This is a genomic window from Adlercreutzia wanghongyangiae (assembly GCF_035989245.1).
GTDB lineage: Bacteria > Actinomycetota > Coriobacteriia > Coriobacteriales > Eggerthellaceae > Adlercreutzia > Adlercreutzia wanghongyangiae.
In genome coordinates, this window is record NZ_JAYMFF010000007.1 from 75,296 (window position 1) to 100,482 (window position 25,187).

The window sequence follows — 25,187 nt, forward strand, 5'->3', positions numbered from 1 at the left end:
GCTACTCTCGGCACCCATCATTCGCAGCGGTTGAGTCGAGCGCCGAATCGGCATCGCCTCTCTCCGCCTGCACTTGCGACAGAGCAATCGCCTGGGTCAGCTGGCTGAGTTTGTTCTGCAGTCGAGCCACCTTCACCGACATCGACAACTGATGGTACATCAGCACCGCCAAGATGCAGAGGAAGATGAAGTTGGCCGTGGAGAGGAAGCCGAGGGTATCCGAGAAGAAAAAGGCAACCCCCGGCACAAGGGCCATTACGACCATGCAGAAAGACAGCACGAACCAGAAAACAGCATCAGCTGTGCTCATCTGGTTTGATCGAATTTTGAGAACAACATACACGAGCGTGAAAATAGCGCCCAGAACAAGTGCCACCCAGTACATTAGCCCTCCCTCCTGAACCATTGCACGAACAAAATGGATATGCATGCACGCAACATATAGGAGATCGATTTGGTAAAACTCAAATAGCTCTCTCCCGCAACACGGTCTCGCATCTCCACCTGCATCTCCCGCACGTCCGCCCCATTGCGAATGGCAAGCGCAATAGTATCGGGCTCGGGCGTGTAGTCGAATTTATGGGCAAACTGCCGAATCATTTCTCGGTCGAACAGACGCATCCCAGAGGTAGGATCTTGAATCTTTCGGCCCGTAGTCAAGCGTATCATGCAAGTGATCAAAGCCGATCCCACCATACGTGCGGAAACGGGCTTCTTCTGAGCGCAGAATCGTGAGCCTATGATAATGTCGGCTCCCGTGCGCTGAGCCTCCTCCACCATGGGCCAAACGTAAGCAGCAGAATGCTGGCCATCGGCATCGAATTGTATGGCGTAGTCATAGCCGCGCGCAAAGGCGTATTTCATTCCCGTCTGAAAACCCCCGGCAAGACCGAGATTCACCGGCAGTGACACATGACTGAACCCACGCTCGGCACATATACGTGCCGTCGCATCGGTTGATCCATCGTCGATCACGAGATAATCAACTCCGGGAGCATTGCGCCTCAGATCCTCAACGGTGGCTACGATGTTCTCTTCCTCGTTGTAGGCAGGAATAATCGCGAGAACGCGAGCCTTTGACTCCTCGGGCATCTTCATCGCTCCTCCTGCGCAACTCGATTATCGGAAAACTCGTGAATGTGGTGCATACCGCCAACACGTTTCTCTTCAGGGGGAAGGGTCATATAGTCTCCGTACAAATGAGTGAGGAACACATCCGTGTCGCGGGGCACCTTGCACGAACGGCCCTCGAAATCCGCCTCAACGCATTCGAACAGCACCTCCCGGGGGATGAGCTCCTTGCCCGAAGCGTAGGCGGTACCGTAATTATAAAAGTTGCCCACCGACTGATCGCGATATTGAGTCATAGCTTTCTTCAGCGCGCCGATCAGGCGCTTTCGGGGAACAAACGCACTCACCGCCTTGGCCCCATAATAGGCAAGGGGGAAAAGCGCCCCCCTGCCCTCAGGCATGCGATATCCGCATTTCACAATATACAGATTGCGCAAGAAAGCTACCTTCCGATAGAGAGCCTTCCTTTGGCCGGGATCATCTGGCATCTCGTCAAAGGGAAAGATATCCACCCACACTCCTTGGGACATAGGCAAGTGATACGAGTAGTTTTCCGATAGCACGGTATTCTTGGCCCGTATCTTGCCAAAGACAAAACCACACTGAGGCTCGGTATCCATTGTTTGGTACACGTAACGCTCGTCAAGCTCGTCCTGCGCGATGCGCTCAAAACGCTCGTACTCCGATCGGGGCATGCCGATATCGATGTCGTCGTCCCAGGGAATGAACCCCCGATGGCGAACGGCCCCCAAGCACGTTCCCGCCGTAAGGAAGTAAACGAGATCGTGCTTGTCCGCCAAACGAAGAAACTCGTCGAGTATCTCCAATTCGATTGCCTTAACTTTGGCAAGGTCGTGTTGGTCCATGCCCGTCCTTTTCTGCTCCCACCACTAGTATAGGAACAGTCTACCGCATTGCCCCCGAAGAACTGAAGTGATAGGTAACTCCATCGATAACATGCGTACCGGTGGCCATGGCGCCGGAGTCGCGCAGGTAGTACCACGTGCCCTTGTCCTTCAGCCAGCCGACCGTCATGGCGCCGGACCCCTTCAGGTGGTACCAGGTGCCCCCGATCTTCTGCCAGCCCGTCTGCATGGCGCCGGAGCTCTTCATGTGGTACCAGGTGCCCTTCACCTTCTCCCAGCCCGTGGCCATGGCACCGGAGTCGCGCAGGTAGTACCACGTGCCCTTGTCCTTCAGCCAGCCGACCGTCATGGCGCCGGACCCCTTCAGGTGGTACCAGGTGCCCCCGATCTTCTGCCAGCCCGTCTGCATGGCGCCGGAGCTCTTCATGTGGTACCAGGTGCCCTTCACCTTCTCCCAGCCCGTGGCCATGGCACCGGAGTCGCGCAGGTAGTACCACGTGCCCTTGTCCTTCAGCCAGCCGACCGTCATGGCGCCGGACCCCTTCAGGTGGTACCAGGTGCCCCCGATCTTCTGCCAGCCCGTCTGCATGGCGCCGGAGCTCTTCATGTGGTACCAGGTGCCCTTCACCTTCTCCCAGCCCGTGGCCATGGCGCCGGAGTCGCGCAGGTAGTACCACGTGCCCTTGTCCTTCAGCCAGCCCGTTTTAAATGCCCCGGAGGGGGTAGCGTAATACCACGTGCCGTTCATCTTCAGCCAGCCGTTACCAGAGACCATGGCGCCACTTGCATCCAGGTAATACAGGCTTCCGCCCACTTTCTGCCAGCCGGTCTTCATGTCGCCGTTTGCTGGGTCGAGGTAGTACCACTTCGACCCGACTTTTTTCCAGCCGGTGGCCATGGCGCCGTCGGACTCGAGGTAATACCATTTCCCGTTCACCTTCTGCCATCCGTACAGCAAGGCACCGTCGGCATTGAACAGGTACCATTTCGAGCCGATTTTCTCCCAACCCGTGGCCACACATCCCTTTGCATTCACATATGTGCGCATGCCATTGAGGGTCGCCCAGCGACTCGTCAGCGCCGTGGTCGATCCAGCATCCACACCCGGCTCGCCGAAGAAGTACTGGCGACCGTCGGTGCCCTCATGCCATCCGGTATCCTCGTAAGGAAGACCGTTGTAATAGAGGCAGGCGTAGGGGGAAGCATTGCGCACCTGGGTGATCATCATCTGGTCGCCATCGTTGTTCGTACGCACGCCATTTGCTGCAAGATCAGCCACAAACGCGCTATGGCCCCATGAGCGCATACTGGCAGCATTGAAGTGCTTCGCGCCCTTCTCGTTCAGCACCTGCACCGTCTCCCAGGGCATGAGCGCGTAACGACCCGTCTGCACCACCACGCTTCGATCGTCACCTTGGGCGTTCTTCAGGATCGTGCGCAAGTAATCGGGAGTGTTCGAGCCCGTGCGCCCATGATGCGCCATTTTCAGAAAATCAACCTGACCCAGGGTGAGCTTGAGGCGATCCTCGTCCCCCACTCCCGCTGCATCGCCATCGGTATAATTGTTAATGTCGCCAGCCAGAAAGGCGACACGCCCATTGGCGGCGGTTACCTTCACGCCATAAGAGAAGTAATTTGCATCCGGAACTTTGGTCAGCTGATAACCCTCGTCGTAGTTAACAATCTCGATTTCAGCGCTCCCAAGCGTAAATCGGGGCGATCCCACTCCCTCCGCGGCAGCATCATCGGAATCGGCGCAAGCTTCGTCAAGATGCTGGATAAAGCGGGCGCCGTAACCTTCATCGCCCCCAGCCCACTGGGCCGCCTCAACCAGCCGATCGTAAACGAACTGGTTATCCCACAGACGCGCCGAATCGGTGATGAAGCTGTCGTCGTATACCGGGGTATAGATGCTCACAGGATGAAACTCGTGGATAATCTGCAGAGCCGACCCGATGTGGTCGCTATGCGGATGCGTTCCAATATAGAAATCCAGGTTATCGGAAGTAACGCCTATCGACTTCATATAGGCGATTACCTCGGTCTCTTTGCCGCCTCCCTGGATAATGCCCGGACGCATCGGATAACGCGCATCCGACCCATCGGGAGAAAGCGCGTCTTCCGCAGAGTCAACAACGCCGAACCGACCATCGCACTCCACGACGATGGCATCAGTATCGTCGAAGGGCAGAACATGGATGCGCACCTCCCCATCCTGCAACGGAGGCAACTCCTCGGCGACCGCGCGGGCGGGCAGAAGCAGCAACGCCAGCAGAATCGCCGCCGCCACACTCGCAATCCAACTTCCACGAAACATTGCCAAACGCTCCAATGTCATTCCTTTCACCTATCCGTTTACCGCAAAGAACATTTTTGCATTACCCCAGTTTACAAAAGGAAAACGCTTAATACCCCACCACGACAAGCGCTCCATGCGAGTTACGAGAAGATCCCATAAAAAGACGCCCCCGGCATAAGCCGGGGACGTCTCCCTGGAAAGGGGCCGATCCGAAGACAAGACAAGAACTTCGGCCCTTCCCTGCCGGTTAATGCCGCACGTTATTTCGTGCGATCCCAAACGCCAGAGGCGTTCACGTGATACTTGCCAATCCAGGTGTTGGTGGCCATGGCGCCCGAGCTGGTCAGGTAGTAGTCGCCAACCCACTTGTTGGCCACCATCGCGCCAGACTCAACGCTGTAGTACCACTTGCCGTCAACCATGTACCAATCGGTATCCATCAGCGGAGTACCGTAGGTGCCCAGGTGATACCACTTGCCACCGATCTTCTGCCAGCCGTAGTTCAGCTCGCCATTGCGCTTTGCATGGTACCACTGAGCCTCATTGGCCTCACCGTCGCTGTTCTTCGTGGTGTACTTGCCAGTCTCAGAGTCGAAATGCCAGTTGTAGTTATACCAACCGGTGCGCATAACACCGTTGTAGTCAGCCACGTAGTGCTTGCCAGCAGCATCCCAGAACGCGCCCGTGCGCAGACCCTCGTTCGCGTAGGTGCCCAGGTAGTACCACTTACCGCCGATCTTGTTCCAGCCCACCTTAGCAGCACCGTTGTTGGCGCAGTAGGACCAGCTAGGCCAACGATAGCTCTTCTTGCCATTCGCGTAGGTGTAGTAATTGGTGTACTTCTTCTCCACGTCATTCCAGCTCAGGTTGTTGTTCACCCAACCCTTAGCCATAGCACCGGAAGTCTTGAAGTAATAGGTGTAACCGTCATCGTCAGTCATACCCTCGGCAGCCGCCATCCGGCCACTCTCGTAGAAGTAGTACCAGGTGCCACCGATCTTCTGCCATTTGTCGGCACGAGCAGCACCATCGCTGCCCAGGTAGAACCACACGGGCTCCCAGCTCTCATCCTCCTGGTACTTATACCAGCCGGTGCGCATCTTGCCGTTGGCATCGAAGAAGTACGTCTCGCCGTTCACGTCCAGCGAGCCGTCAGCGGCCTTGGTGCCGTCGCTGAACACGTAGGTCCAGGCGTTGCCGTCCTTCTTCCAGGCACCCGTCGTCACGTTGATCTCGAACTTATCGGTAATGGTGACGTTCTTCCACTTGTAGGTAACCTCCACCGTGGCGGTACCCTTGGCAACGGGGGTCAGACGCAGGACAGCGTGATCCTTGTCGCCCTTGCGGCCCGTGGTGTCGATAGCGGCCTGCAGCACTTTGGTGTCGCTCGACTTCACCGTATAGCAGGACGGAGCATTTACAGACTCCCAGTCGGCGGTCTCAGCGGCGTCCCACTCAGCGTTGTCATTAACATAGGCGTGAAGATCGCGATAGCTGCTCTCGCCCGTGTAAGTGATGTCTCCACCCGCGCCGTAGATGCTACCGGCTTCGTCAGCGTAAGCGCTCTGGCTGCACACAGCCGAGAGCGAGAAGGCCAAAGCAGAAGCGGCGGCAGCAGTGAACAGCTTGGAGAGGAGATGCTTTTCCCCAGTCTTAATCATAAGCTAACCTTTCTTCCATGGAATCTTCCCTCCTTCTTCCTCGTTACCGGCAAAACGAACCTGAAGAAGAGCTTACAGAATAATGACACCCCCCCCCCGCGAGGTGTCAAGACTATTACGGGAAGTTTTCCAAATTTGGTTGCACCAGATAAAACGCCCTTTTGTGCCGCTGCACAAAAGGGCGTTTCTATCACTTTTTGACAGAAGGTAAAAGCTTTTATTGCGCCCCTACCGGGTGCGAGCCCACTTTCCTTCGGTATCCACATAATAGCGGCCGATCCAGGTGTCGGTCGCCATAGCGCCCGAACCTGTCACATAGCAATTCCCCACCCAGCGATTCGAGGCCATCGCACCCGAACTATTCAGGTAATACCAGGCGCCGTCAATTTTCTGCCATCCGGTGGCCATAGCGCCGCTGGAACGCAAGTAGTACCACGAGCCGCCGACCTTCTTCCAGCCCGTGGCCATGGCGCCACTCGGGTTGAGGTAGTACCACGAGCCGCCCGTCTTCAGCCAGCCCGTCTTCATCGCGCCCGAACCGCCCAGATAATACCAGGCGCCGTCTACCCGCTGCCAACCCACGGCCATGGCACCATTCGAACGCAGGTAGTACCACGAGCCGCCGACCTTCTTCCAGCCCGTGGCCATGGCGCCACTCGGGTTGAGGTAGTACCACGAGCCGCCCGTCTTCAGCCAGCCCGTCTTCATCGCGCCCGAACCGCCCAGATAATACCAGGCGCCGTCTACCCGCTGCCAACCCACGGCCATGGCACCATTCGAACGCAGGTAGTACCACGAGCCGCCGACCTTCTTCCAGCCCGTGGCCATGGCGCCACTCGGGTTGAGGTAGTACCACGAGCCGCCCGTCTTCAGCCAGCCCGTCTCCATCGCGCCCGAACCGCCCAGATAATACCAGGCGCCGTCTACCCGCTGCCAACCCACGGCCATGGCACCATTCGAACGCAGGTAGTACCACGAGCCGCCGACCTTCTTCCAGCCCGTGGCCATGGCGCCACTCGGGTTGAGGTAGTACCACGAGCCGCCCGTCTTCAGCCAGCCCGTCTCCATCGCGCCCGAACCGCCCAGATAATACCAGGCGCCGTCTACCCGCTGCCAACCCACGGCCATGGCACCATTCGAACGCAGGTAGTACCACGAGCCGCCGACCTTCTTCCAGCCCGTGGCCATGGCGCCACTCGGGTTGAGGTAGTACCACGAGCCGCCCGTCTTCAGCCAGCCCGTCTCCATGTAGCCGGATCGGTTGAAGTGGTACCACTTGCCGCCAATCTGGCGCCAGCACGATGCGGGGTAGCCGCCTCTGGCGTCCTGATACCACCAACCGGAGCCATCGTGCCTCCAAGAACCCTTCACTGTTTGAGTCGGCTGACTGACCCCCGCCTGAGCTCCGGAACTGGTAGGCGGGTCATTCCTGTTGCCGGCCCCATTTTCCGTAAGCGGCGGCGCGGACCACTCCAGAGCCCGGGCAACAGCCGCCTCTGCATTCACAACACCGCTCGCGGCCTCCACGGGCTGTCCCAGGTCGGTCGCCGTGTCGCAGAGCACCGAGCGAACCTGCTTCGCGGGAATGCCGGGGTTGGCGCTGCGGACCATCGCCGCAACCCCTGCCACCACGGGGCACGCCATCGAGGTGCCGCTCATAAACCCGTAGGTATTCTGGATGCCGTTATAGAAAACGGTACTCAGAATAGCCTCCCCCGGCGCCGAAATGTCACACCATGTTCCGTAGTTGGAAAACCAAGATCGGGTCGTATTCCCCACGGCCCAAGTGTGGCCATTAATGGTCTTGTCGCTCGTTTGAGGCAGCGAGAGATCGGAAACGCTGATTACCCCCATCACCTCATCGCACACTGCGGGAACACTGGGGCTGTTCAACCCCTCGTTGCCCGCTGCGGCGACAATCAACATATCGTTTTCTTCGGTCAATTCAGCGGTCAACTCGTTGAACATGCGAACCAATTCCGCATTCGAGCCCGTGAAGCCCAAACTCATGTTCACCACAGAGCAACCTGCGTCCCGGGCATAGCAGAGCGCAAACACGATGTCGTTAAGCTCGGCGCTCGCTACCAAACTCCCGTCTTCCCGAGGTCGCAAAAGCGAGAAAGCGTCAATAACTACCAAATCTACGAGAGCATTCGCGCGCACCGTGCCCGGGGCGCTCGTGACGCCCGTTACGCCGCCGTTGTCCGCCTCGGCCGCAATAATGCCCGACACATGGGTTCCGTGGCCCGAGTGCTCGTCTATTGCAGAACCCCCATTGGTGTAGCCATCCCCGCGAAGAGGCGCCGCATGCCAAGACGCGTAATTCAACCGGTCGCTCCAAACAACTTCGATACTCTCAGGCCGGTTGATCACATTGAGCAAATCGGGATGATCCAGCGAGGCCCCCGTATCGATCACGGCGACCTTGGTGCGCGACACGTTCTCTCGGTTGGCCAGCAGACTCCAAGCCGCCGGAGCTTTTACATAGTCGAGATGCCACTGCTGGGAACGGTGCTCATCGGTTTTGGCTGCCAAGGATTGTGGCGTTAGATTGACCTCGGGCTCATCATACAGAGTCGCCAAATAATTGGGAACGGCGTACTTCACCGATTCGTCAGCCGCAATAATATCAGCCGCCTGCTCCACCGTAAGCTCGTCATCGAAATCCACCGTGGTAACGGTGCCCATATCAAATTCCGCCTCGTCCGACGCGCTGTTACCGCCAATGAGGTCTGCGGCCGCCTTTTTGTCGGCTTCGGTGGCGCCATCCTCGTAAACAACGACGACCTCGCCGGGAACATAGCCCAGATCCACCGGATCGGCCGATCGCTCTCGCGTCGCAGCAGATGCGGGGGAATGCGCGCCTTCGCCTGCGTTCCCATCGGCATACGCAACGCCAACACCACCCCATCCCGTCAGAAGAGCCAACGACAGGCAAATGCAAAGTGCTTTCTTCCGAATGCCTTCAGCGACCATGCTCTCTCCTCACATTGCGTCACCAAACCCCCGCAAGACACAACCGAACATAGGACCATGGCTCCCCAGCCAACAGGCCGCCTCATCCAGGCGGCCCTCTCCTACTTGCAGGGCAATTGTAGCAAACCGCGCCCTATTCGGCGTCGTCAACTATTCTATAGAGACGCATATCCCCCTCGGATAAAACTACCTCAAAACCGGGGGTTTCATCGGTGATCGCATTGATTCCGCGCCAGTGATTGGCATCATAGGTAAAGATGTGCGGCGAGGCGGCATCGGCCTCACCGTGGTCGAGCTGCAGCACGTACTTCACGTCAAATTCGCGAACGGCCTTACGAACGTCATCGTTCGTCGCAATCTCGTTGAGCTTGCCTCGAATGAGCGAGCTCTCGCTCTTCTCAGAACCCGCCCTGTATCCGTTGATAGACCGGTACAAAGCGTCGAGCCCTTGCGTGCTCGCAGCGAACACTGAACCATCGTGAGGACTGTTGATGACTACTTCGTCTTCTCCGATCAGAGTCATAGCCTTCTTGACAAAGTCACATTCCTCTTGATCAAGCACGCCGTTTCTGAGCGTGTACTGCGCTCGCGCGATATCGGTTACCTCGGTGAACGCCGAGCCAACGTCTCCAAAGCCGATAAGGCGGAAGCCCGGGGAAAACACCCCCATCACAAAAACAAGGCACACGAGGCTCACCGCAATTGCGCGAGAACTCATCTTCGAGTAAGCGCGCCTTGCCACTGACTGCAGCTTCGAAACAAGCCACGCTAGGAAAACCGCCGCCAGGGGAACAACGCAAAACACCATGTTCGCAGCGACCCGCGGTGCATCCGAATACCAGAACCCCGCCAGGAAGTGCTGGAGAAAACCCTCAGACGAGATACCGAAACAATAAATAACTGCCATGAGAGCATACGATGCCAAAAGCCACAGCTTCTTCCTCTTGAACAACAATAACAGAGCGCCTCCCCCCACGGCCACAGCAAACACCAGTTGCGCACTGAAGTTCGAGAGCGAGAGGAAGGCCACGTTCGCAACAGCCTGGACCTTTGAGCAGGCGGCGGAGCGTTCATACCAAATCACATCTTGGAGCGGAGGTAGCACGAAAGCGAGCACCCATACCAGAAGCACCCCCAAAGCACATCCGCAGGCCGCCAGCAAAGCGCGCTTGCCGCCCCACCCATGCTTCTTTGCGCCATGATATGCCATGCCAACGCAGTACGGCGCAAGAAACACGCCCATGGTAAATACGGCATTGGGCTGCATAATCGCAATGGAGAAACAGCCCACGAGGAACGCAGTCGCCGGCGCAACACGATCGCGCCAGCTCACCCCCAAGCGAGTCGCCAAGATGAAAAGCGAGGCGACAGCGGGGGCAATTGCCATCGAGGCCAAATTGGGAAACAGGGGACCCCAAATAAGAAACTTCCACGGAAAGGGAGCAAAGCCCATCACCACCAGCGCGCCAAAGCGAACGACAACCTTCGATTCGGGGAAGAGCGTCGTCATCAGCATGAACATAGATGCTGGGAAGACGATGGCGATAAGAGTGCCGTTAACCACGTTTGCCGCCTGAGTTGTTGTCAGACCCAGGCAATCGACAATCATCGCTCCCAGAAGATGCCATCCCGCAGGGTAGAACTGGGAAGTTGAGTTAAACGGCCCCACAGCATCAAGTGCCCCGTAGTTATCAACCGACAGGGTGGACCAAAACCCCGTCTCCGCAAAAGATTGCAGAACCGCCAAATGGAACACATTGTCGTAAAGCTGCAGGAACGCAGAAGGCCCATCGAGGTTCTTGACAAAGAACACGCCCGCGAACAACACCCCGCAAGCAAGGTAGGCGCCCAGGGAAAGCCAGTCGGTAGATACGCCCCGCACAGCGCTCGACTGCCCTCGCGACCCAGATCGTCTGGCGAACACACGAGTACAGACGAGCACTGCCGCCGCCACCAGCAGAGCCCCGCCAAACAGCAGCCACCACGAACACAAAATCCCGAGTTTTCCCAAGATGATGGCAAGAAGCTCATAGATTGCAACCGACACCAAGGGGGCGCAGGCGGCAACATTCGGTTTTGGCAGACGGCTACCTGCCAGGGCCAAAAAACCCGGAAGATAAAGAAGAACGACAAGAGCAACCGCTCCTGCGAAAGAACCGATCCATGTACCTTCCATTGCCACCCCACGTCATCATCGCTTACACTCTAAAGCACGCGCTTCCCTCTTGCCGCCCGAAGCCGACCAAGACCTTCTCCAGGCTCATCAGAGGCAAATCTGTCGTTCCCGCTATAATAGCCCATAAATGATCGACTCTGGAAAGGTGCACAATGATTTCCGACAACCGTTCGCTGGTTTCAGTCATCGTCCCTATATACAATGCGGAAACTTTCCTCGCTCAATGCCTCGACAGCATCGCGGGGCAGACCTACCGTAACCTGGAAATTATCTGCATCAACGATGGCAGTACCGACGGATCCCTCGCCATTCTGCAAGATTACGCCTCCCGGGACAACCGCTTCATTGTCGTAGACAAGCAGAACGAAGGCTACGGTACCGGCTGCAACCTGGGCCTCGAACGAGCCCGGGGTCAATGGGTCTCTATCATCGAGCCCGACGACTGGATAGACACCACCATGTACGAGGAGATGCTCGACTTCGCCAGCGGCTTTTCCGAGCAGATCGACATCGTAAAGACCCCCTACCGCAACATCAACAACTGGAACGATCCAGCACGGCAGAAGGTGACCAACTCGCTTCTGCACAAACGACTGCCAACCTCCCGGAAACCCTTCACTATCGCCGAGCACCCCGTGCTCATCGAGAAGCATCCTTCCATCTGGTCGGCCATTTATCGGAAAGACTTCTTGGACGAAAACGACATTCGCTTCCCCACCTATCCAGGTGCAGGCTGGGCCGACAACCCCTTCCTCATCGAGACCATGGTGTGCGCCAAAGCCATCCTGTTCTTGCATAAGGCCTTCTACAACTACCGCGTCGACCTTCCGTTCTCCACCATCAACCACGCTACCGCCGATGCCGTGGCGCGGCCCTTCGACCGCTGGATCGACATGACGCGCATCCTGCAAAAGCGCAACGTCACCGACGCGCGCATTCTGCAATCCCACAACTTTCGAGGCTTTAATTACATCAACGGAGCCATCTACGATGACGGGTGGGAAAATCCCATCGTACAGCAGAAGACGCGCGAGGTCCTCTCCATGATGGATGAGAATCTGGTAATGAGCGATCCCAAGTTGAGCAAGCGGTTCAAGACCCTGTACTACGAAGCCCAAGGAAAACCCGCACCCGATATTCCCATGAAAGGACGCGCAGGCTATCTGCTGGACGAGGCGATTTACTCCCTGCGCGCCTTCGGCCCCCTGGACACCCTCAACCGCCTTCGTAACCTCGTTCTGCCCCCCGCCGAACGCACGTCAAGGGAGAAGCTTGAGAAAAAAGCCGAGAAAGCTCGGCGTAAAAGCGCTTCGTAGCGCCCAACCCGAAAGACGCCCCATGGAAACAAGTCCCGCAATTCGCGCATCCATCATCATTCCCGCCTTCAATGCTTCAGCCCATGTTCTCGAAAGCGTGGAGAGCGCACTGCGCCAAACAGAGTCCAATATTGAGGTCATCTGCGTCGATGACGGCTCATCTGACAACACAGCAGCTCTTCTGGACCAGGTGGCCGACACAGACACCCGAGTGAAAGTCCTGCGCCAAGCGAACGGTGGAGGGGGAAAGGCTCGCAATAACGCCCTGGGGATCGCACGCGGAGAATACCTCTTCTTTCTGGATGCCGACGACCTTTTCGATGCGAACATGGTTGAGCGAATGACGGCGCTACTCGACGCAAGCAAAGCCGATATGGCGGTTTGCCGCGCCCGCACGCTGAACGATGTTACCGGCATAGAGAACCCCGCCAACTGGGTGTTCCAGCGAGGCCGCATTCCCCTGCAGCAGCCGTTCAATTGGCGAGACATGCCCAACTACATTTTCAATACCTTCGCCAATGTGCCGTGGAATAAGGCGTTTCGCCGATCTTTTATCGAAGCCCACGGCCTGCGTTTCCAAGAGCTTCGGCGAACCAACGATTGCCTGTTCGTATGCTCTGCCCTCATGCTGGCACAGAGCATTGTGAGCGTGGATGAAGGGCTGGTCACCTATCGCGTGGGAGGATCGACCAACTGTCAGGCAACCAACGATACGTCCAGCCTCGACTTCCTCGCAGCGTTCACCGCGCTCAAGGCCTTTCTGCAGCAGCGCGATCTGCTTGACCAAGTTGAGCGCAGCTTCACCAATCACGCCCTCGATGCCGTCATGTACAATCTGCACACCCTGAAAAGCTACAAGGCGTTCTCGGGGGTGTACGACGAGCTCCCCTCCATAGAATCCGAATTTCATTTTTTGGATCACCCGGACGATTTCTACTACGATCAGGAGCAGTGGCTCGACTACAAGGCGCTTAGAACCCTCTCGCAGAGCGAGTGGCTCTTCAATCTAGGGCGCCATCGTCACAATGACATCGTCCGCCTCGATAACGATCTCTCCGTCACGCATCGAGATCTTGCCGTCGTGCGGGCAAAATACCGCCGAACAACATTGCAGCTTATGAAGAGAGTCCTCCGCCGCATCACAAGAAGCAGCTAAAAACCGGCATGCGCAAGGCACTTGCACATGCCGGCGGTTTCGCAAACCCTTAGCGCCCCAATTCGCTGTCGGCCAGCTTCAGGGCCGCCGCGATGCAAGGGGCCATGTCGTAGTAGCGGTAGGCACCCAGGCGGCCGGCGAACACCACGCCTTCCTCGGCCTCGCCCAAGGCGGCGTACTGCTCGTACAGGGCGTTGTTGCGCTCGTCGTTCACCGGATAGTAGGGCTCGTCGCCCGGCTGCCATGCGAACGAGTACTCGCGGCTGATCACCGTGTCGGGCAGCGGCGCACCGGCATCGTCCTTGCCGAACTCGAAATGCTTGTGCTCGATGATGCGCGTAAACGGCTCGTCGTGGCTCGTGTAATTCACCACGGCGTTGCCCTGCCAGTTTTCCACACCCTCAAGCAGCTCGGTCTCGAAGCGCACCGTGCGCCATTCCAGGTTCCCCAGCTTGAAGTCGAAGTACTCGTCGATGGGGCCCGTGTACACCACGCGGTCGAACTGCACGCGGTCCATGTCGGCGAAGGCCGTGCCCGTGCGCACCTCCACGCCTTCCAGCATGCGTTCGATCATCTTGGTGTAGCCGCCCATGGGAATGCCCTGCCAGCGGTCGTTGAAGTAGTTGTTGTCGTAGATGAAGCGCACCGGCAGCCGCTTGATAATGGACGCCGGCAGCTCGGTGCAGGGGCGCCCCCACTGCTTTTCCGTGTACTCCTTCACCAGCTTCTCGTAGATGTCGCGGCCCACCAGCGACAACGCCTGCTCTTCCAGGTTGCTCGGCTCGCCCTGAATGGCACAGGCCGCCTTCTGCTCCTCGATGATGGCCTTCGCCTCGCCGGGGGTCTTGATGCCCCACATCTTGCTGAAGGTGTTCATGTTAAAGGGCAGGTTGTATATCTCGCCGTGGAAATCGGCCACGGGGCTGTTCACGTAGTTGTTGAACTCGGCGAAACGGTTCACGTAATCCCACACGTGCCGGTCGGAGGTGTGGAAGATGTGCGCACCGTACTTGTGCACGTTGATGCCGTTCACCTTCTCGGTGTAGCAGTTGCCGCCAATGTGGTCGCGCCGATCGATGACAAGGCAGCTCTTCCCCGCGTCGGTCAGCTCGCGCGCCAGCACGGCGCCAGTCAGGCCAGCTCCCACAATAAGGTAATCGTATCGATCCACGTACACACCTTTCCTTTCATTCATGTAGAAGCCAAGGATAGCACGAGATGGGCCCGACGCGCCCGCATTTCGCCTGAAGGTGCGCGGATACCGCAGCTTCAGGCCCGCTGCAACTTCCCCTGTGCTAGCATGGGCGCCATAGCTTTGGTCCGCCAGCAATTGCCACAGGAGGTTCGTCGTGCCCGCAGCGCCGTCTTCCATCAAGATCAGCATTATCGTTCCCTGTTACAAAGCCGCGGATACCCTTCCTCGCTGTCTGGACGCCCTTCTCGGGCAAACACTTCCGGACATCGAAATAATCGCAGTCAACGACGGCTCTCCCGACAAATGCATCGACATCTTACGCGCCTACCAAAAAGAGCACGAAGACCAGCTAGTGATTATCGACAAGGAAAACGAGGGGGCCTGGGCGGCGCGGCGCGATGGAATTGCAGCAGCACGGGGCCGCCACATCGGCTTCGTCGATGCCGATGACTACGTTGCGCCAGAGTTCTGCGAAACGCTTTATGCATGCGCCGTGCAGCATGATGCCGACATTACCGTTTGCGGCTTCTGCCGCGAAGACGCCTCATCCGGACGTGTTCTTTCAGAAGAGCTCACCCACCCGCGCGCGCCCTTCAACGCCCAAAAAGAGCCAGCACGTCTCTTGGAGTTAAACACCGCCCCCTGGAACAAGCTCTTTCGCGCCGACCTCCTCAAGGAGATGGGCAACCTTCGCCAACCGCCGGCCATATTCGAAGACGTCATGATGCACTTGCTCGTGTTCCCCCGCACAGAAAATGTGGCCTTTGCAGGAGGATCCCTCGTACGCTACTGCGTGCACGAGGGCTCTCTCATGACATCCATCACCGCTCAGCAAATAGACTCGACGTATCAATCGCTTGTCGAAACTAAAGACATCATCGAAGCCGAAGATGCTCCCCAAAAAATGATGCAGCTTGTTGCCGCAGAGGCCTTTCTCCATATGGGCATCTCGCTGATGTTCCACGTCTCCTGCGACAAAGACGTCAACCTGAAAGTCATCCTGCGGGACAACAAAGCATACCTGGACGAGCACTTCCCCTCTTGGAAGAGCAGTGCCATCATATCGTTCGGCCACGCCGTGAAATACCGGGGCGCCAACTTGAAAGTTTGGCTCGGGCGCCTCGTGTACCGCGCCCACCTGATGCGCGCCGCCCTAGGCGCCTACCGCTTCATGATCGAGAAAATGGGCAAAGACATTAAGTGGTAGGAGGCACCCTGTCTGCGCGATGCGCGACGGGCTGATCTGCCGTCGACCAAAGCGGACAAGACACCTTGACCTGGCGGCAATGCAGGAAAACGAGCAACTTTTGTCGCATTGCCATCACTCGGCCGTGGTGCTAATCTCCTCCTATCGATCGTTTCTGACGAGAGGAGAAGTACCATGATCGGTCATTTGCAACGGAGAGACTTGCTGATGGCTATTGCAACCTTCGCAATAGCCATCGCACTATCTGGAGCCGCCGTCTTCAGCTCAACGGCCCCTGCTTGGGCTGACGAGCTGAAGCAACCTGCACCCCAAGCATCCAGCATTGCCGCCGAGAATGTCGAAGCACACATCTCACCCTTCGCAGCGACTCCCATGACCAACGCCCTGGTAGCCGATGTGTATTACGACTACTCATACGCCTACAGCGTGCTCGAACTCATCAATGACATCCGCGCCGAAAACGGCCTGTCTGCATTGACCATGGACAAGGATCTGCTCGATGCCGCCATGAAACGCGCCGTGGAAGCAAGCCTGACATTCAACGCCGGGCATTTGCGTCCCGACGGCAGCGAATGCTTCACCATTTCCAACAAGATGCATCGGGAGAACATCGCCTACGGCCAGCAGAATCCTCAAGCCGTCGTCAGCGCCTGGATGGATTCCCCGGGGCATCGTGCAAACATTCTCAGCAACGATTCCCTTAGCATCGGCATCGGCTGCGTAACCGTGGGAGGGTTCGGACCTTTTTGGTCCCAGTGCTTCGGACCGCAAGCAGCCGACTCCGTCTCGCAGCCCCAGAATCGCAGTGCCACAGAACGACTCTCCATCCCCACAAGCTGGCTTAAAAACAGCAACTTCCTCTTCGAGTATTCGGGATACGAGCTTGACCCCAACGACACCGTTCAGCCCCGCATTGCTTTTCGCAACCAAGGTACCGACGGGCTCTTCGTCATCCTCAGTCCGCGGACCTTCACCTGGGCTTCCAGCAATGTCGCCGTGGCTTCCGTCAACCAAGATGGCCTGATCACGGGCAATGCTCCGGGCTCGGCCTCCGTGACCGCCCGCATTGGAAGCAGCGTCGCCATTTCGACGACCATCGAAGTAGACGGGGAAACCGGCACCTGGAAGCGGTCGGGCAATCGTTGGTGGTTCTCCTTCTCCAACGGCAGTTACGCTCGCGGTTGGTGCCAAATCGACGGAACTTGGTATCTTTTCGACAACAGCGGCTGGATGCTGACCGGATGGCAGAAGATGGGCGGCAAGTGGTACTACTTCAAGAATTCCGGAGCCATGGCCACCGGCTGGCAGAAAGTCGGCGGGAGCTGGTACTACCTGAAGCCGTCGGGTGCCATGGCCACGGGCTGGATAAACGACAAGGGAACGTGGTACCACACCAGCGCTTCGGGAGCCATGCAGACCGGATGGCAGAAAGTCGGCGGGAGCTGGTACTATCTCAAGAGTTCCGGGGCCATGCAAACCGGATGGCAGAAAGTCGGCGGGAGCTGGTACTACCTGAAAGCATCGGGCGCCATGGCCACCGGCTGGCAGAAAGTCGGCGGGAGCTGGTATCATCTGCGCAGTTCGGGCGCCATGGATGCAAGCTGCTGGGTGAGCGGAAAATATTACGTTAACGCAAGCGGCGCCATGGCAACTAACACGTGGATCGGCAAATATCACGTAAATGCCAACGGCGTATGGGACCAAACCCGATAGAGCTTTCTGAATAGAAGAGCTAATTGAGCGGACGGGCGCCCATCGAGGCGCCCGTCCGCTGTTTCAGTTAGGCCCAGTCCCCCGCATGTAGCAGCATCGGCTAACACCACCCCACCCGGCTTCTCAGGAGTCCCTATATATTCCGCGCACGCGAGCTATCTGGTTCGATCCCACTTTCCGCTCCCATTCACATGGTACTTGCCAACCCACGTGTTAGTTGCCATAGCGCCAGATTTGGTTAGGTAGTAGTTCCCCACCCACCGATTTGCGCCCATGGCCCCCGAAAAAGCCGACCAGTACCACGTGTCCCGAACCTGATACCAACCAGTGGCCATAGCACCCGAAGCGCGCAGATAGTACCACTTACCCCCGGTCTTCAACCATCCGGTTTTCATGGCGCCCGAAGACGCCAGGTAATACCATTTGCCACCTGTTTTCAACCAACCCGTCTGCATCCAGCCAGAACGATCGAAGTGATACCAAACGCCGTCAATCAATTCCCAGCCGTTGCGCGTATACGACCCGTCGGCATGGCGATACCACCATTTTCCTTTCGATTTCTTCCACACACCTGTGGACTTTATCGGCGAGGAAGCAGTCGAGCCATTTGCCAAAGACCCCTGAGTCGGAGGGCGATTAACCGTGCCGGAACCCGTCGAATCAGAAGGAGCCTGCGTATCCTTTGAGGAAACCGCCACCGAAAGGCTGTTGCTCGCATAGGTCACCTTTACCTCCTTGGCGGCCCCGACTGCCCATGTGCGCTGGGAAAGATCATAGGCCACCACGTTGTAGAAGGCGTTTTTGTAGTCATCAGGCCAGGAAGCATGGTCAATGGGAATGGAAAAGTGCTCCTCACCGCTGCCCAGCTTCTGGGAAATACGCTGCACGTACGGATCGGACCAGGCGCGAATCTCCCCCGTCTTCACAAAGTAATTCTGCTCGAGAGACGACGACTCGTAGCCCGCGACGGGCTGCGTGTGATCGGGGTGCACAAGGCTCACAATATTGTCGTCCATGCCGAAGTAGAGATGCCGCAGATCGGGATACCCGGAAAACTGTTGAGCGTCATCCCAGGTGGCGTCGACCTGGTACCATTTCCCGTCCAGCTTAACTGCGGTCCACACGTGACCGTTTCCGGTAATGCGGCCCGTGGAAATGCCCACGCGGGCCAGCAGCATCTCATAAGCACGATGGTACGACTCGCATGTTCCCGTGCCACGCGCAAACACTCCTTCGGCGCCGCAGTAGGTAAGCGAATGATCGTACTCGCAATTGGCGATTATCCAATCGTGCAGCCATAAGGCCTTGTCGAAATCGGTTGCGTTGCCGGCTTTCAGACAATCAGACGCAACACGATCAGCCACGGTCTCTACCGAAGGGTGAGCGGGGTCGTCCACAACGACCCAGGCATCCACGTTCTCATAGACAAGCGGCGACGCGCCCTTATCGAGCACCGAAATACGCACTCGGTAAGTACCGGAAGCACAAAAAGTGAGCTGGAACGAAGGACTTGCCTGATACACGAACTTCGAGGGATCCATCACCCACTCGAGGTAGTTCTTCCGATCATCGGTGTAGCGGTTCACCGAATCAATTCGATACTCACACTGCGACGAGCCGTTTGTTGTTGCCACCGAAAACTCAGTTGGCTGACCGCATATGGGATCATCCCAGCTTACCGACAAGCCAACTTGCGACGTTGGCTTCGATGCCGTGTTGTCGTACTGCGCCACGACACGCTCGGCCGCTTCAGATACAACCGCCGCATCATCGGCAGCCCACGCAACGGAAGGCGCAATACAGGCAGCCAAAACGGCAGCTATCGCCATGTGAGTCACCACATTGCCCACTCGCGTCATGAACCCTCGCTTTCGTGTCATCCAGTGAAGATTGGCTAGACGTCCTGTCAGCAGAGATCAGTCTACGAAATTCGGAACTTCAGCGCAACGCCTGCATCAAGATGTTTGCCCAAATAAGAGGGCATACCCCCCCCCGAGGGGAGCAGCTGGAAATAAAGCCAAACGTTAGAACTGCTCGTATACAAACTCAGGGGGATTACCATAGCCAGAAAAGAGGAGGAACCAGGCAAGAATCGCTATGCACGCGACAGCAGTCGCGAACCAAAGAAGAGCCTCTGCGGTCGGATGTTGCGACAACCACGATTGAGCTTTCTCAAGCCACTTCATGAGCGCTCACCTTCGCCTTCCATGACTTCCTTCCCAGCTCCTTCCACTTCAAGCATCTCATCGGCCGCCGCATCGGCATCACGCTGAGCACTCGTCTGCCCGGGCACATCGTTGTCTTCTGCCGCACCATCAGCGTGGCCAGAGGATGCGGTGGGTTCGGCTGCACTTACGCCAGCCCCATAGAACTCGCAGAGCGCACGGTTAATCTGGACCCAGCCCTTCCAACCCAGATGCATCACATCGCGCAGGTAGTACTTGTCATAGTCGTGCATCGACAAGTCAACGTAATCCACTTCTGCCTCATCAAGCACCTGACGTAACTTGTCATAGAACTCGAGCCGGCTCTCTTTGGTATAGCGTTGAATATCGTAGTATTCCCCATTCACTGGCTCGATTACCATAAGCGGAGTGATGTTCAACTCTTCGCATACCGCAAGGAACAGCCGCAGGTCGGAAAACTCCGTCTCGCTCCAATCCGCAAATGGATCGCCCTCGTAGTACTGCCCCCACGGCTTATCGCTCACATAGGTATCGAAGTACTCATTGTAGATGCCATAATCGTTGTTCGTGCAGGCGCCCTCGCCTTCCGCGACAGCCTGCCGATCGAGCGCATCCCAATCAGGCTCAACAACCGAGTCGCCATACCGTTCAAGCGGCCCATTGGCCGCAAGCCCTTCGGCAAGCAGCCCGCGGCGTTCGCCGCCCGACACAAAGTCGGCAACCGCCCGATTGGCCCAGGCTACCACTGAATTATCGGTTAGATCGCTCACAGTTTGGGCATCCACCCCCAGAGCTATCACCCGCTCGCGAATCTGCGCCTTCGTCTCGGCGGTCAGCCCTGGGTTTTCCATGCACTCGCGGAAAGATTCTTCCGAGAAGCTGTTCATGAACGCCTCCGGCGTGCATCCCGCCTCATTCATGAACCATTGGTCGCCGATCAGGAACGCCACTTTCTTTTCGGGAAGCGCACCGCACTCGTCCAAAGCACCAACTTCGATAGCACCCCACAGCGACTGATACCCACCAGCGCCCACCGATATCAGATCAAATCCCAGATCGTTTTCCGTGAAGAACCGCACAGGATGAGCGGAGTCCTCTGCCGACTGGCCCAACTCCGAAGACCCCAGCAGAAATCCCACCGTGCGCCCCTGCGCCTGCACCATTTCGCCCAAAAGCGACGGACTACCCCACAGCGCCACGGACGGCCGCGGATTCACCGGGTTCTCCCGCGCCATATCCCGTAGAGCGGCATCAGTGGGCGCCTGCAGATAGTACGCCGCGCCCACTCCCAGAGCGAGCGCCAAGGCGCAGCAGACCGCGATCAGCCTCCGCATGCCTAGCCCTGCACCCGAATCTCAACCTGGTGAATGATCTTGTTCACCGAGTTCATCTCCTCGCGCTCCACCGCCGTCGGGGCGATCACCACGCCGAACTCGGACTCGATACCCACCAGAAGTTCGATGGCGGCCATGGAGTCCAGCAGCCCCGCCTCGAACAGGTCGATGTCGCGCTCCTCGCGAATCACCTCGTCATCGCACACTTCCTCGATCAAGTCGAGCATCCGCGTCTCAACCGTGCCGTTAGCCATGAATCAAACCTCCTACTACTGTATGTAACTGACCTGAGAAAATCGCCATGCCCAGCATGACCATATTGATCGTGACAAGCCACTGCAACGCCTTGTACCAGCGTTTCTTCTTATGCTTCTTATGGAAAGGCGCCCGCTTCTGGTACACGTCCGTCGCCCCCATGAGCACGCCATAGTACGCACCGTACACCAGATAGTCCACCGTCAGCCCGTGCCATGCGCCCATGAGCATGAAGTTCGCCAGATAGCCGAAGCAGGCCGTGTGCAAACGGTCCTTGAACAGCTTGCGACGCGTAGCCGACTTCACTACGCGCATGAACACGAAATCACGCAGCCAGGTAGACAGGGTCATGTGCCAGCGATCCCAGAACTCGCGCACGTCCAAGGCCAGAAACGGCGCACGAAAGTTCCGCGGTGTCTTGATACCGAAGCAGTAGCTGGCTCCCATGGCCATCAGCGAGTAACCGGCGAAGTCGAAGAACAGGTAGAACCCGTAAGCGTACGCATCCTTCACCTGAGCCGCCAGCTCGTGCCACATAGATCCGTCGCCCAGCGGAGCCGGCGTAAACCAGCCGTAAAACACCGTACCCAACACCTTCTGGTACACCGCGCCGATCAACAGCAGCATAATACCCCGCGCCAGCAAATCAGCGTATTCAGAACGCGTGTAGGTGCGGTTCGCGTCTTCGGTAAAGCGCCGACTGCGATCGATGGGGCCCGAAGTAAAGGGTGCGAAGAACACAAGGAAGTACAGGTAGTCGAGAAAGCCCATGTTCTCGATGACCCCGTCGCGCACCTCGATGATAACCTGCACGGCTTTGAACGTAATATAGGACAGTCCGAGAAAGCCCATGATATTGTGCTCGAATACGGCACCAATCTTATAAACCACCAAAGGGGCGATCACCGCCGCCAAGGCCACGCGGTATTTCCACAAGGCCTTCTGCCCCGAGCGCCAGCTGCGCAGCACCCAAAATGTGGCCGCGCACGCTATCGCCAAGAACCCGAGAAACGCCACCATGCCCTGGACGTTTTCTCCAAAGAGCAGTAGCAGGAACCCGAGCGACGCCACCAGGCCGTAGTATTTTATCCGATGCCCTGTAAAGCCTAGAATAGCCGCAGGGATCACCGCCAAGGCGAGAAACACATAGAACGCCGGATCGATGTAGAAATTCATAACCGCCAGCCCCGCGCCCTAGGCCAAGGCCTTGCGGTCGATTTTGCCATTCACGTTCAGCGCAAACGATTCATGAAATACGATCTTCTTCGGAATCATGTAATCGGGGAGCACTTGGCGCAATTCCGCCTTAATCTGCTGTCCCAGCTTGAACGACAGCTCAGCCGCAGGGTCGGCCAGCTGGACATGGGCCACGAGGTGAGACACCTTCCCATCTTTCTCGGCAGGCAGGACCACCGCCTCTTTAACGGAAGGCAGCGATGCGAGCCCCTGCTCCACATCGCCCAGTTCGACGCGGAAGCCGTTGAGCTTCACCTGAAAGTCCAGGCGCCCCAGGCAGTACAGGCGCCCTTGCTCGTCCAGATAGCCCTTGTCGCCGGTCTTATACGAACGCACGGTCTCCCCGTCGGCATCGGCGTGCTCAGAGAAAACGGCTTCAGTCAGATCGGAACGACCGAAGTAGCCCAGCGACACCGTAGCGCCCTCCAGATACACCTCTCCCACCCGACCCGACGGTAGCACGTCGCCCGTTTCCACATCGCGGATCACCGCACGCACCTCAGGGTTCAGGAAGCCCACGGGTAGCGGATTCAACTGGTCGGCGATATCGCGTGTCACTTCGATATCGGTCACCGCTTGGGTTTCCGTCGGGCCATAGGTGTTAAAGATGCGCGCGCCCGGAAATCGATCGAGCAACTTGCTTGCGGTCGCATTGCGAAACACCTCGCCGCACAGCACAATGGTATCCAGCTGCGGGAGCAGCTGAGCATTGAACGAGGGGTCGGCCAGGCACATCTCGATATAGGATGGCGTAGACACCCAGGTGGTCAAGCCGCTCGCTGCGAGCGCCTCGAAAGACGCGCTCATGCTCTGCTCGTATTCCGATTCCAAGGCGAACAGCGTGTAGCCAGCCGAGAGCCCCGCCACGATGTCAAACAGACTTACATCAAACGTATAGGGAACGCGATTGAAGCTGATGCGATCCGGGCCAGCGGGAAACAACTTCCCAAAGTAGTCCATGAACGCATCAACACAACGCGAGGGCATCTGCACGCCCTTGGGACGACCCGTGCTGCCCGAAGTGAACAAAAGGTAGAAGACATCGTCGTCCGACACCCAGCTATCCTCAAAAACCGTCTCACCCGATAGGCAGGCCGCGCGCACCTCGTCTTTCCCCAGCACCCGCTCGGCCAGGGAGACATCGGCAGCAAGCGGCTCGTCGGCCAGCGAGATAACCAGCGGTTGTCCGATTTGCTCGAGGATGTCCGCAACACGATCGGAGGGATAGGCGATATCGATCGGCGCATAAGGCAACCCCGCCTTCGCCGCCGCAAAGAACGACACCAACATAAGCGGCGACTTATGGCCATAGACCACCACCGGTTTGTCCTCGGGCGCCTCCCTCCTCAGAAAGGCCGCCAGACCGTCGGACCAGCGGTCAAGTTCGCCATAAGTTAAGGAATCAGATACCCCCCCCCGAGAGGTAAAGTACGCCGCTCGATCAGGATGCTCGCAACACTCCCGCGAAACTTCCTTTAGAAACCTGCTTGCTGCCATATCACTTCCTTGCCCATAGAATGAAACTTGATTATAAACGCTCACCTCCTTTCGCTCCAGTCACACCAAAAGCAAACGAAACATATCCGCAAACAGCGGGAAGCACAGTCCCCTTCCACGCGCCGCCGATCCCGCACGACCCGCAAAATGCGTCACAAGCAAAGCCCCATCCTGCCTAAAACCCCATTATATCTTTTGCTTTTACGAAAATACCTCACTAACAACGTCACCGCCCAAGCCAACAAGGCCATTGACCCGATCTGCTGCAATAATTATATTCTTTGTCACACGATCAACATTAGAATCTGAATCATAGTCAAAATCGCTAGCGACTTGACCATACTCGTAAAGAACACGCTGCTCGCGCTCCCAATACTCCCTCGCACTTATGTATCTCATTCTCGCCCACTCGGCAAACCCAGCCTTATCAAGACACGATGCCAAAGCGCGCTTACACTCCAACTTGTTTCCTGCCGCCTCAATCGCTTCTTGGTATGCTTCAAGGGCCCTCTCCAAATCACCATTCTCGTAATGACAATCACCGACCCACATAATCGCCTTCACTTTGTTGTTTACACTGCATTCCCGATTCATTGCAGCTCGTTTAAACCACAAAATGGCTTCTTCCCGGTCCCGTTCGGCGCCGACACCGTCTTTAAGCAGCAGTCCGACGTCGAGGCAGCCTCCGCAGTCTCCCGCTCTTGCAGCCTTCATTGCAAACTCAAATGCCTTTTCTGTGTCCACCGACACGCCCTTGCCACTTCTGTAACATCGTCCAAGCGCGCACGCTCCACAAGCATCTCCCTGTCCAGAAGACCACAGGTAGAAACGGGCGGCCGTCTTCTCATCTCCCCGAAGAGCGGCTAAACGCCCTTGCCAGTACAGCGCTCGGCCCATATCGCTGTCCTGATACTTCTCGATCATCTGCTCAATACCAGCCTCACTCAACACAGAACACCTCCCCATATATATTACGAACAGAAAACCATACTCTCGGGACCTCTACAACTAAGGTAGTGCCCACGATTGTTGGCGTAGACACC

Annotated in this window: 18 protein-coding genes; 4 read left to right on the forward strand and 14 right to left on the reverse strand. The window is 57.4% G+C overall.

Annotation, left to right across the window (positions count from 1 at the left end; translation table 11 throughout):
* Nucleotide 1: 1 nt before the first annotated feature.
* The 7 genes from VIN30_RS04475 to VIN30_RS04505 form a co-directional block, all read right to left on the reverse strand.
* Nucleotides 2-385, reverse strand: a complete 384-nt coding sequence (locus VIN30_RS04475) for a DUF2304 domain-containing protein (RefSeq protein ID WP_338209615.1) — start codon at nucleotides 383-385, stop codon at nucleotides 2-4.
* Complete coding sequence (locus VIN30_RS04480) at nucleotides 385-1,098, reverse strand: glycosyltransferase family 2 protein (RefSeq protein WP_338209617.1); 714 nt, start codon at nucleotides 1,096-1,098, stop codon at nucleotides 385-387. Before VIN30_RS04480 ends, VIN30_RS04475 begins: the two co-directional genes overlap by 1 nt.
* Nucleotides 1,095-1,937 (reverse strand): LicD family protein, encoded by an 843-nt coding sequence (locus VIN30_RS04485; RefSeq protein ID WP_338209619.1) that lies wholly within the window; start codon nucleotides 1,935-1,937, stop codon nucleotides 1,095-1,097. The genes VIN30_RS04480 and VIN30_RS04485 overlap by 4 nt, the downstream gene beginning before the upstream one ends.
* A gap of 40 nt (nucleotides 1,938-1,977) precedes the next feature.
* Complete coding sequence (locus VIN30_RS04490) at nucleotides 1,978-4,254, reverse strand: MBL fold metallo-hydrolase (protein ID WP_338209711.1); 2,277 nt, start codon at nucleotides 4,252-4,254, stop codon at nucleotides 1,978-1,980.
* A gap of 242 nt (nucleotides 4,255-4,496) precedes the next feature.
* On the reverse strand, nucleotides 4,497-5,897 hold the full coding sequence (locus tag VIN30_RS04495; protein ID WP_326426667.1) for a PspC-like choline-binding domain-containing protein: 1,401 nt from the start codon (nucleotides 5,895-5,897) through the stop codon (nucleotides 4,497-4,499).
* Nucleotides 5,898-6,125: 228 nt separating this feature from the next.
* Nucleotides 6,126-8,873 (reverse strand): S8 family serine peptidase, encoded by a 2,748-nt coding sequence (locus VIN30_RS04500; RefSeq protein ID WP_338209621.1) that lies wholly within the window; start codon nucleotides 8,871-8,873, stop codon nucleotides 6,126-6,128.
* A 133-nt stretch (nucleotides 8,874-9,006) separates the two neighbouring features.
* Nucleotides 9,007-11,049: a DUF6541 family protein gene (locus VIN30_RS04505; RefSeq protein WP_338209714.1), complete on the reverse strand. Its 2,043-nt coding sequence runs from the start codon at nucleotides 11,047-11,049 to the stop codon at nucleotides 9,007-9,009.
* 152 nt (nucleotides 11,050-11,201) lie between these two features.
* Between VIN30_RS04505 and VIN30_RS04510 the strand changes: the two genes are divergently transcribed.
* Together VIN30_RS04510 and VIN30_RS04515 are read left to right on the forward strand one after the other, a co-directional pair.
* A complete protein-coding gene (locus tag VIN30_RS04510) occupies nucleotides 11,202-12,365 on the forward strand; it encodes a glycosyltransferase (protein ID WP_338209623.1) in 1,164 nt (387 codons plus the stop codon).
* Between the two features lie 22 nt (nucleotides 12,366-12,387).
* A complete protein-coding gene (locus VIN30_RS04515; RefSeq protein WP_338209625.1) occupies nucleotides 12,388-13,521 on the forward strand; it encodes a glycosyltransferase family 2 protein in 1,134 nt (377 codons plus the stop codon).
* Nucleotides 13,522-13,570: 49 nt separating this feature from the next.
* Here VIN30_RS04515 and glf read toward each other — a convergent pair whose 3' ends face one another.
* Nucleotides 13,571-14,698 carry a UDP-galactopyranose mutase gene (gene glf / locus VIN30_RS04520; RefSeq protein WP_338209627.1) on the reverse strand — a complete coding sequence of 376 codons (1,128 nt, stop codon included), beginning with the start codon at nucleotides 14,696-14,698 and terminating at the stop codon, nucleotides 13,571-13,573.
* Nucleotides 14,699-14,870: 172 nt separating this feature from the next.
* On the opposite strand from glf, the gene VIN30_RS04525 reads away from it, so the two are divergent.
* Together VIN30_RS04525 and VIN30_RS04530 are read left to right on the forward strand one after the other, a co-directional pair.
* Entirely contained in the window at nucleotides 14,871-15,923 is a 1,053-nt protein-coding gene (locus VIN30_RS04525; protein ID WP_326426653.1) for a glycosyltransferase family 2 protein, read from the forward strand.
* A 174-nt stretch (nucleotides 15,924-16,097) separates the two neighbouring features.
* Entirely contained in the window at nucleotides 16,098-17,636 is a 1,539-nt protein-coding gene (locus VIN30_RS04530; RefSeq protein ID WP_326426651.1) for a CAP domain-containing protein, read from the forward strand.
* A 155-nt stretch (nucleotides 17,637-17,791) separates the two neighbouring features.
* Here VIN30_RS04530 and VIN30_RS04535 read toward each other — a convergent pair whose 3' ends face one another.
* From VIN30_RS04535 to VIN30_RS04560, 6 genes are all read right to left on the reverse strand, one after another.
* A complete protein-coding gene (locus tag VIN30_RS04535; RefSeq protein WP_338209630.1) occupies nucleotides 17,792-19,495 on the reverse strand; it encodes a transglutaminase domain-containing protein in 1,704 nt (567 codons plus the stop codon).
* A gap of 323 nt (nucleotides 19,496-19,818) precedes the next feature.
* Nucleotides 19,819-21,156: a D-alanyl-lipoteichoic acid biosynthesis protein DltD gene (gene dltD, locus VIN30_RS04540; RefSeq protein ID WP_326426646.1), complete on the reverse strand. Its 1,338-nt coding sequence runs from the start codon at nucleotides 21,154-21,156 to the stop codon at nucleotides 19,819-19,821.
* Between the two features lie 2 nt (nucleotides 21,157-21,158).
* The gene (dltC, locus tag VIN30_RS04545) at nucleotides 21,159-21,410 is read right to left on the reverse strand and encodes a D-alanine--poly(phosphoribitol) ligase subunit DltC (RefSeq protein ID WP_028026464.1); all 252 of its coding nucleotides are present in this window, start codon (nucleotides 21,408-21,410) and stop codon (nucleotides 21,159-21,161) included.
* The gene (gene dltB / locus VIN30_RS04550) at nucleotides 21,403-22,587 is read right to left on the reverse strand and encodes a D-alanyl-lipoteichoic acid biosynthesis protein DltB (protein WP_338209634.1); all 1,185 of its coding nucleotides are present in this window, start codon (nucleotides 22,585-22,587) and stop codon (nucleotides 21,403-21,405) included. Before dltB ends, dltC begins: the two co-directional genes overlap by 8 nt.
* An 18-nt stretch (nucleotides 22,588-22,605) precedes the next feature.
* Nucleotides 22,606-24,144: a D-alanine--poly(phosphoribitol) ligase subunit DltA gene (dltA, locus tag VIN30_RS04555; protein ID WP_338209636.1), complete on the reverse strand. Its 1,539-nt coding sequence runs from the start codon at nucleotides 24,142-24,144 to the stop codon at nucleotides 22,606-22,608.
* A gap of 201 nt (nucleotides 24,145-24,345) precedes the next feature.
* A complete protein-coding gene (locus VIN30_RS04560) occupies nucleotides 24,346-25,095 on the reverse strand; it encodes an SEL1-like repeat protein (RefSeq protein WP_338209638.1) in 750 nt (249 codons plus the stop codon).
* Nucleotides 25,096-25,187 lie beyond the last annotated feature (92 nt).

Bases quoted from the DNA above. Each gene is read 5' to 3' on its own strand.
- dltC (WP_028026464.1), bottom strand. From the start codon at position 21,410: ATGGCTAACGGCACGGTTGAGACGCGGATGCTCGACTTGATCGAGGAA.
- VIN30_RS04480 (WP_338209617.1), bottom strand. From the start codon at position 1,098: ATGAAGATGCCCGAGGAGTCAAAGGCTCGCGTTCTCGCGATTATTCCT.
- VIN30_RS04530 (WP_326426651.1), top strand. From the start codon at position 16,098: ATGATCGGTCATTTGCAACGGAGAGACTTGCTGATGGCTATTGCAACC.
- VIN30_RS04475 (WP_338209615.1), bottom strand. From the start codon at position 385: ATGTACTGGGTGGCACTTGTTCTGGGCGCTATTTTCACGCTCGTGTAT.
- VIN30_RS04505 (WP_338209714.1), bottom strand. From the start codon at position 11,049: ATGGAAGGTACATGGATCGGTTCTTTCGCAGGAGCGGTTGCTCTTGTC.
- dltD (WP_326426646.1), bottom strand. From the start codon at position 21,156: ATGCGGAGGCTGATCGCGGTCTGCTGCGCCTTGGCGCTCGCTCTGGGA.
- VIN30_RS04535 (WP_338209630.1), bottom strand. From the start codon at position 19,495: ATGACGCGAGTGGGCAATGTGGTGACTCACATGGCGATAGCTGCCGTT.
- VIN30_RS04500 (WP_338209621.1), bottom strand. From the start codon at position 8,873: ATGGTCGCTGAAGGCATTCGGAAGAAAGCACTTTGCATTTGCCTGTCG.
- VIN30_RS04490 (WP_338209711.1), bottom strand. From the start codon at position 4,254: ATGTTTCGTGGAAGTTGGATTGCGAGTGTGGCGGCGGCGATTCTGCTG.
- dltA (WP_338209636.1), bottom strand. From the start codon at position 24,144: ATGGCAGCAAGCAGGTTTCTAAAGGAAGTTTCGCGGGAGTGTTGCGAG.
- VIN30_RS04495 (WP_326426667.1), bottom strand. From the start codon at position 5,897: ATGATTAAGACTGGGGAAAAGCATCTCCTCTCCAAGCTGTTCACTGCT.
- VIN30_RS04510 (WP_338209623.1), top strand. From the start codon at position 11,202: ATGATTTCCGACAACCGTTCGCTGGTTTCAGTCATCGTCCCTATATAC.
- VIN30_RS04485 (WP_338209619.1), bottom strand. From the start codon at position 1,937: ATGGACCAACACGACCTTGCCAAAGTTAAGGCAATCGAATTGGAGATA.
- dltB (WP_338209634.1), bottom strand. From the start codon at position 22,587: ATGAATTTCTACATCGATCCGGCGTTCTATGTGTTTCTCGCCTTGGCG.
- VIN30_RS04515 (WP_338209625.1), top strand. From the start codon at position 12,388: ATGGAAACAAGTCCCGCAATTCGCGCATCCATCATCATTCCCGCCTTC.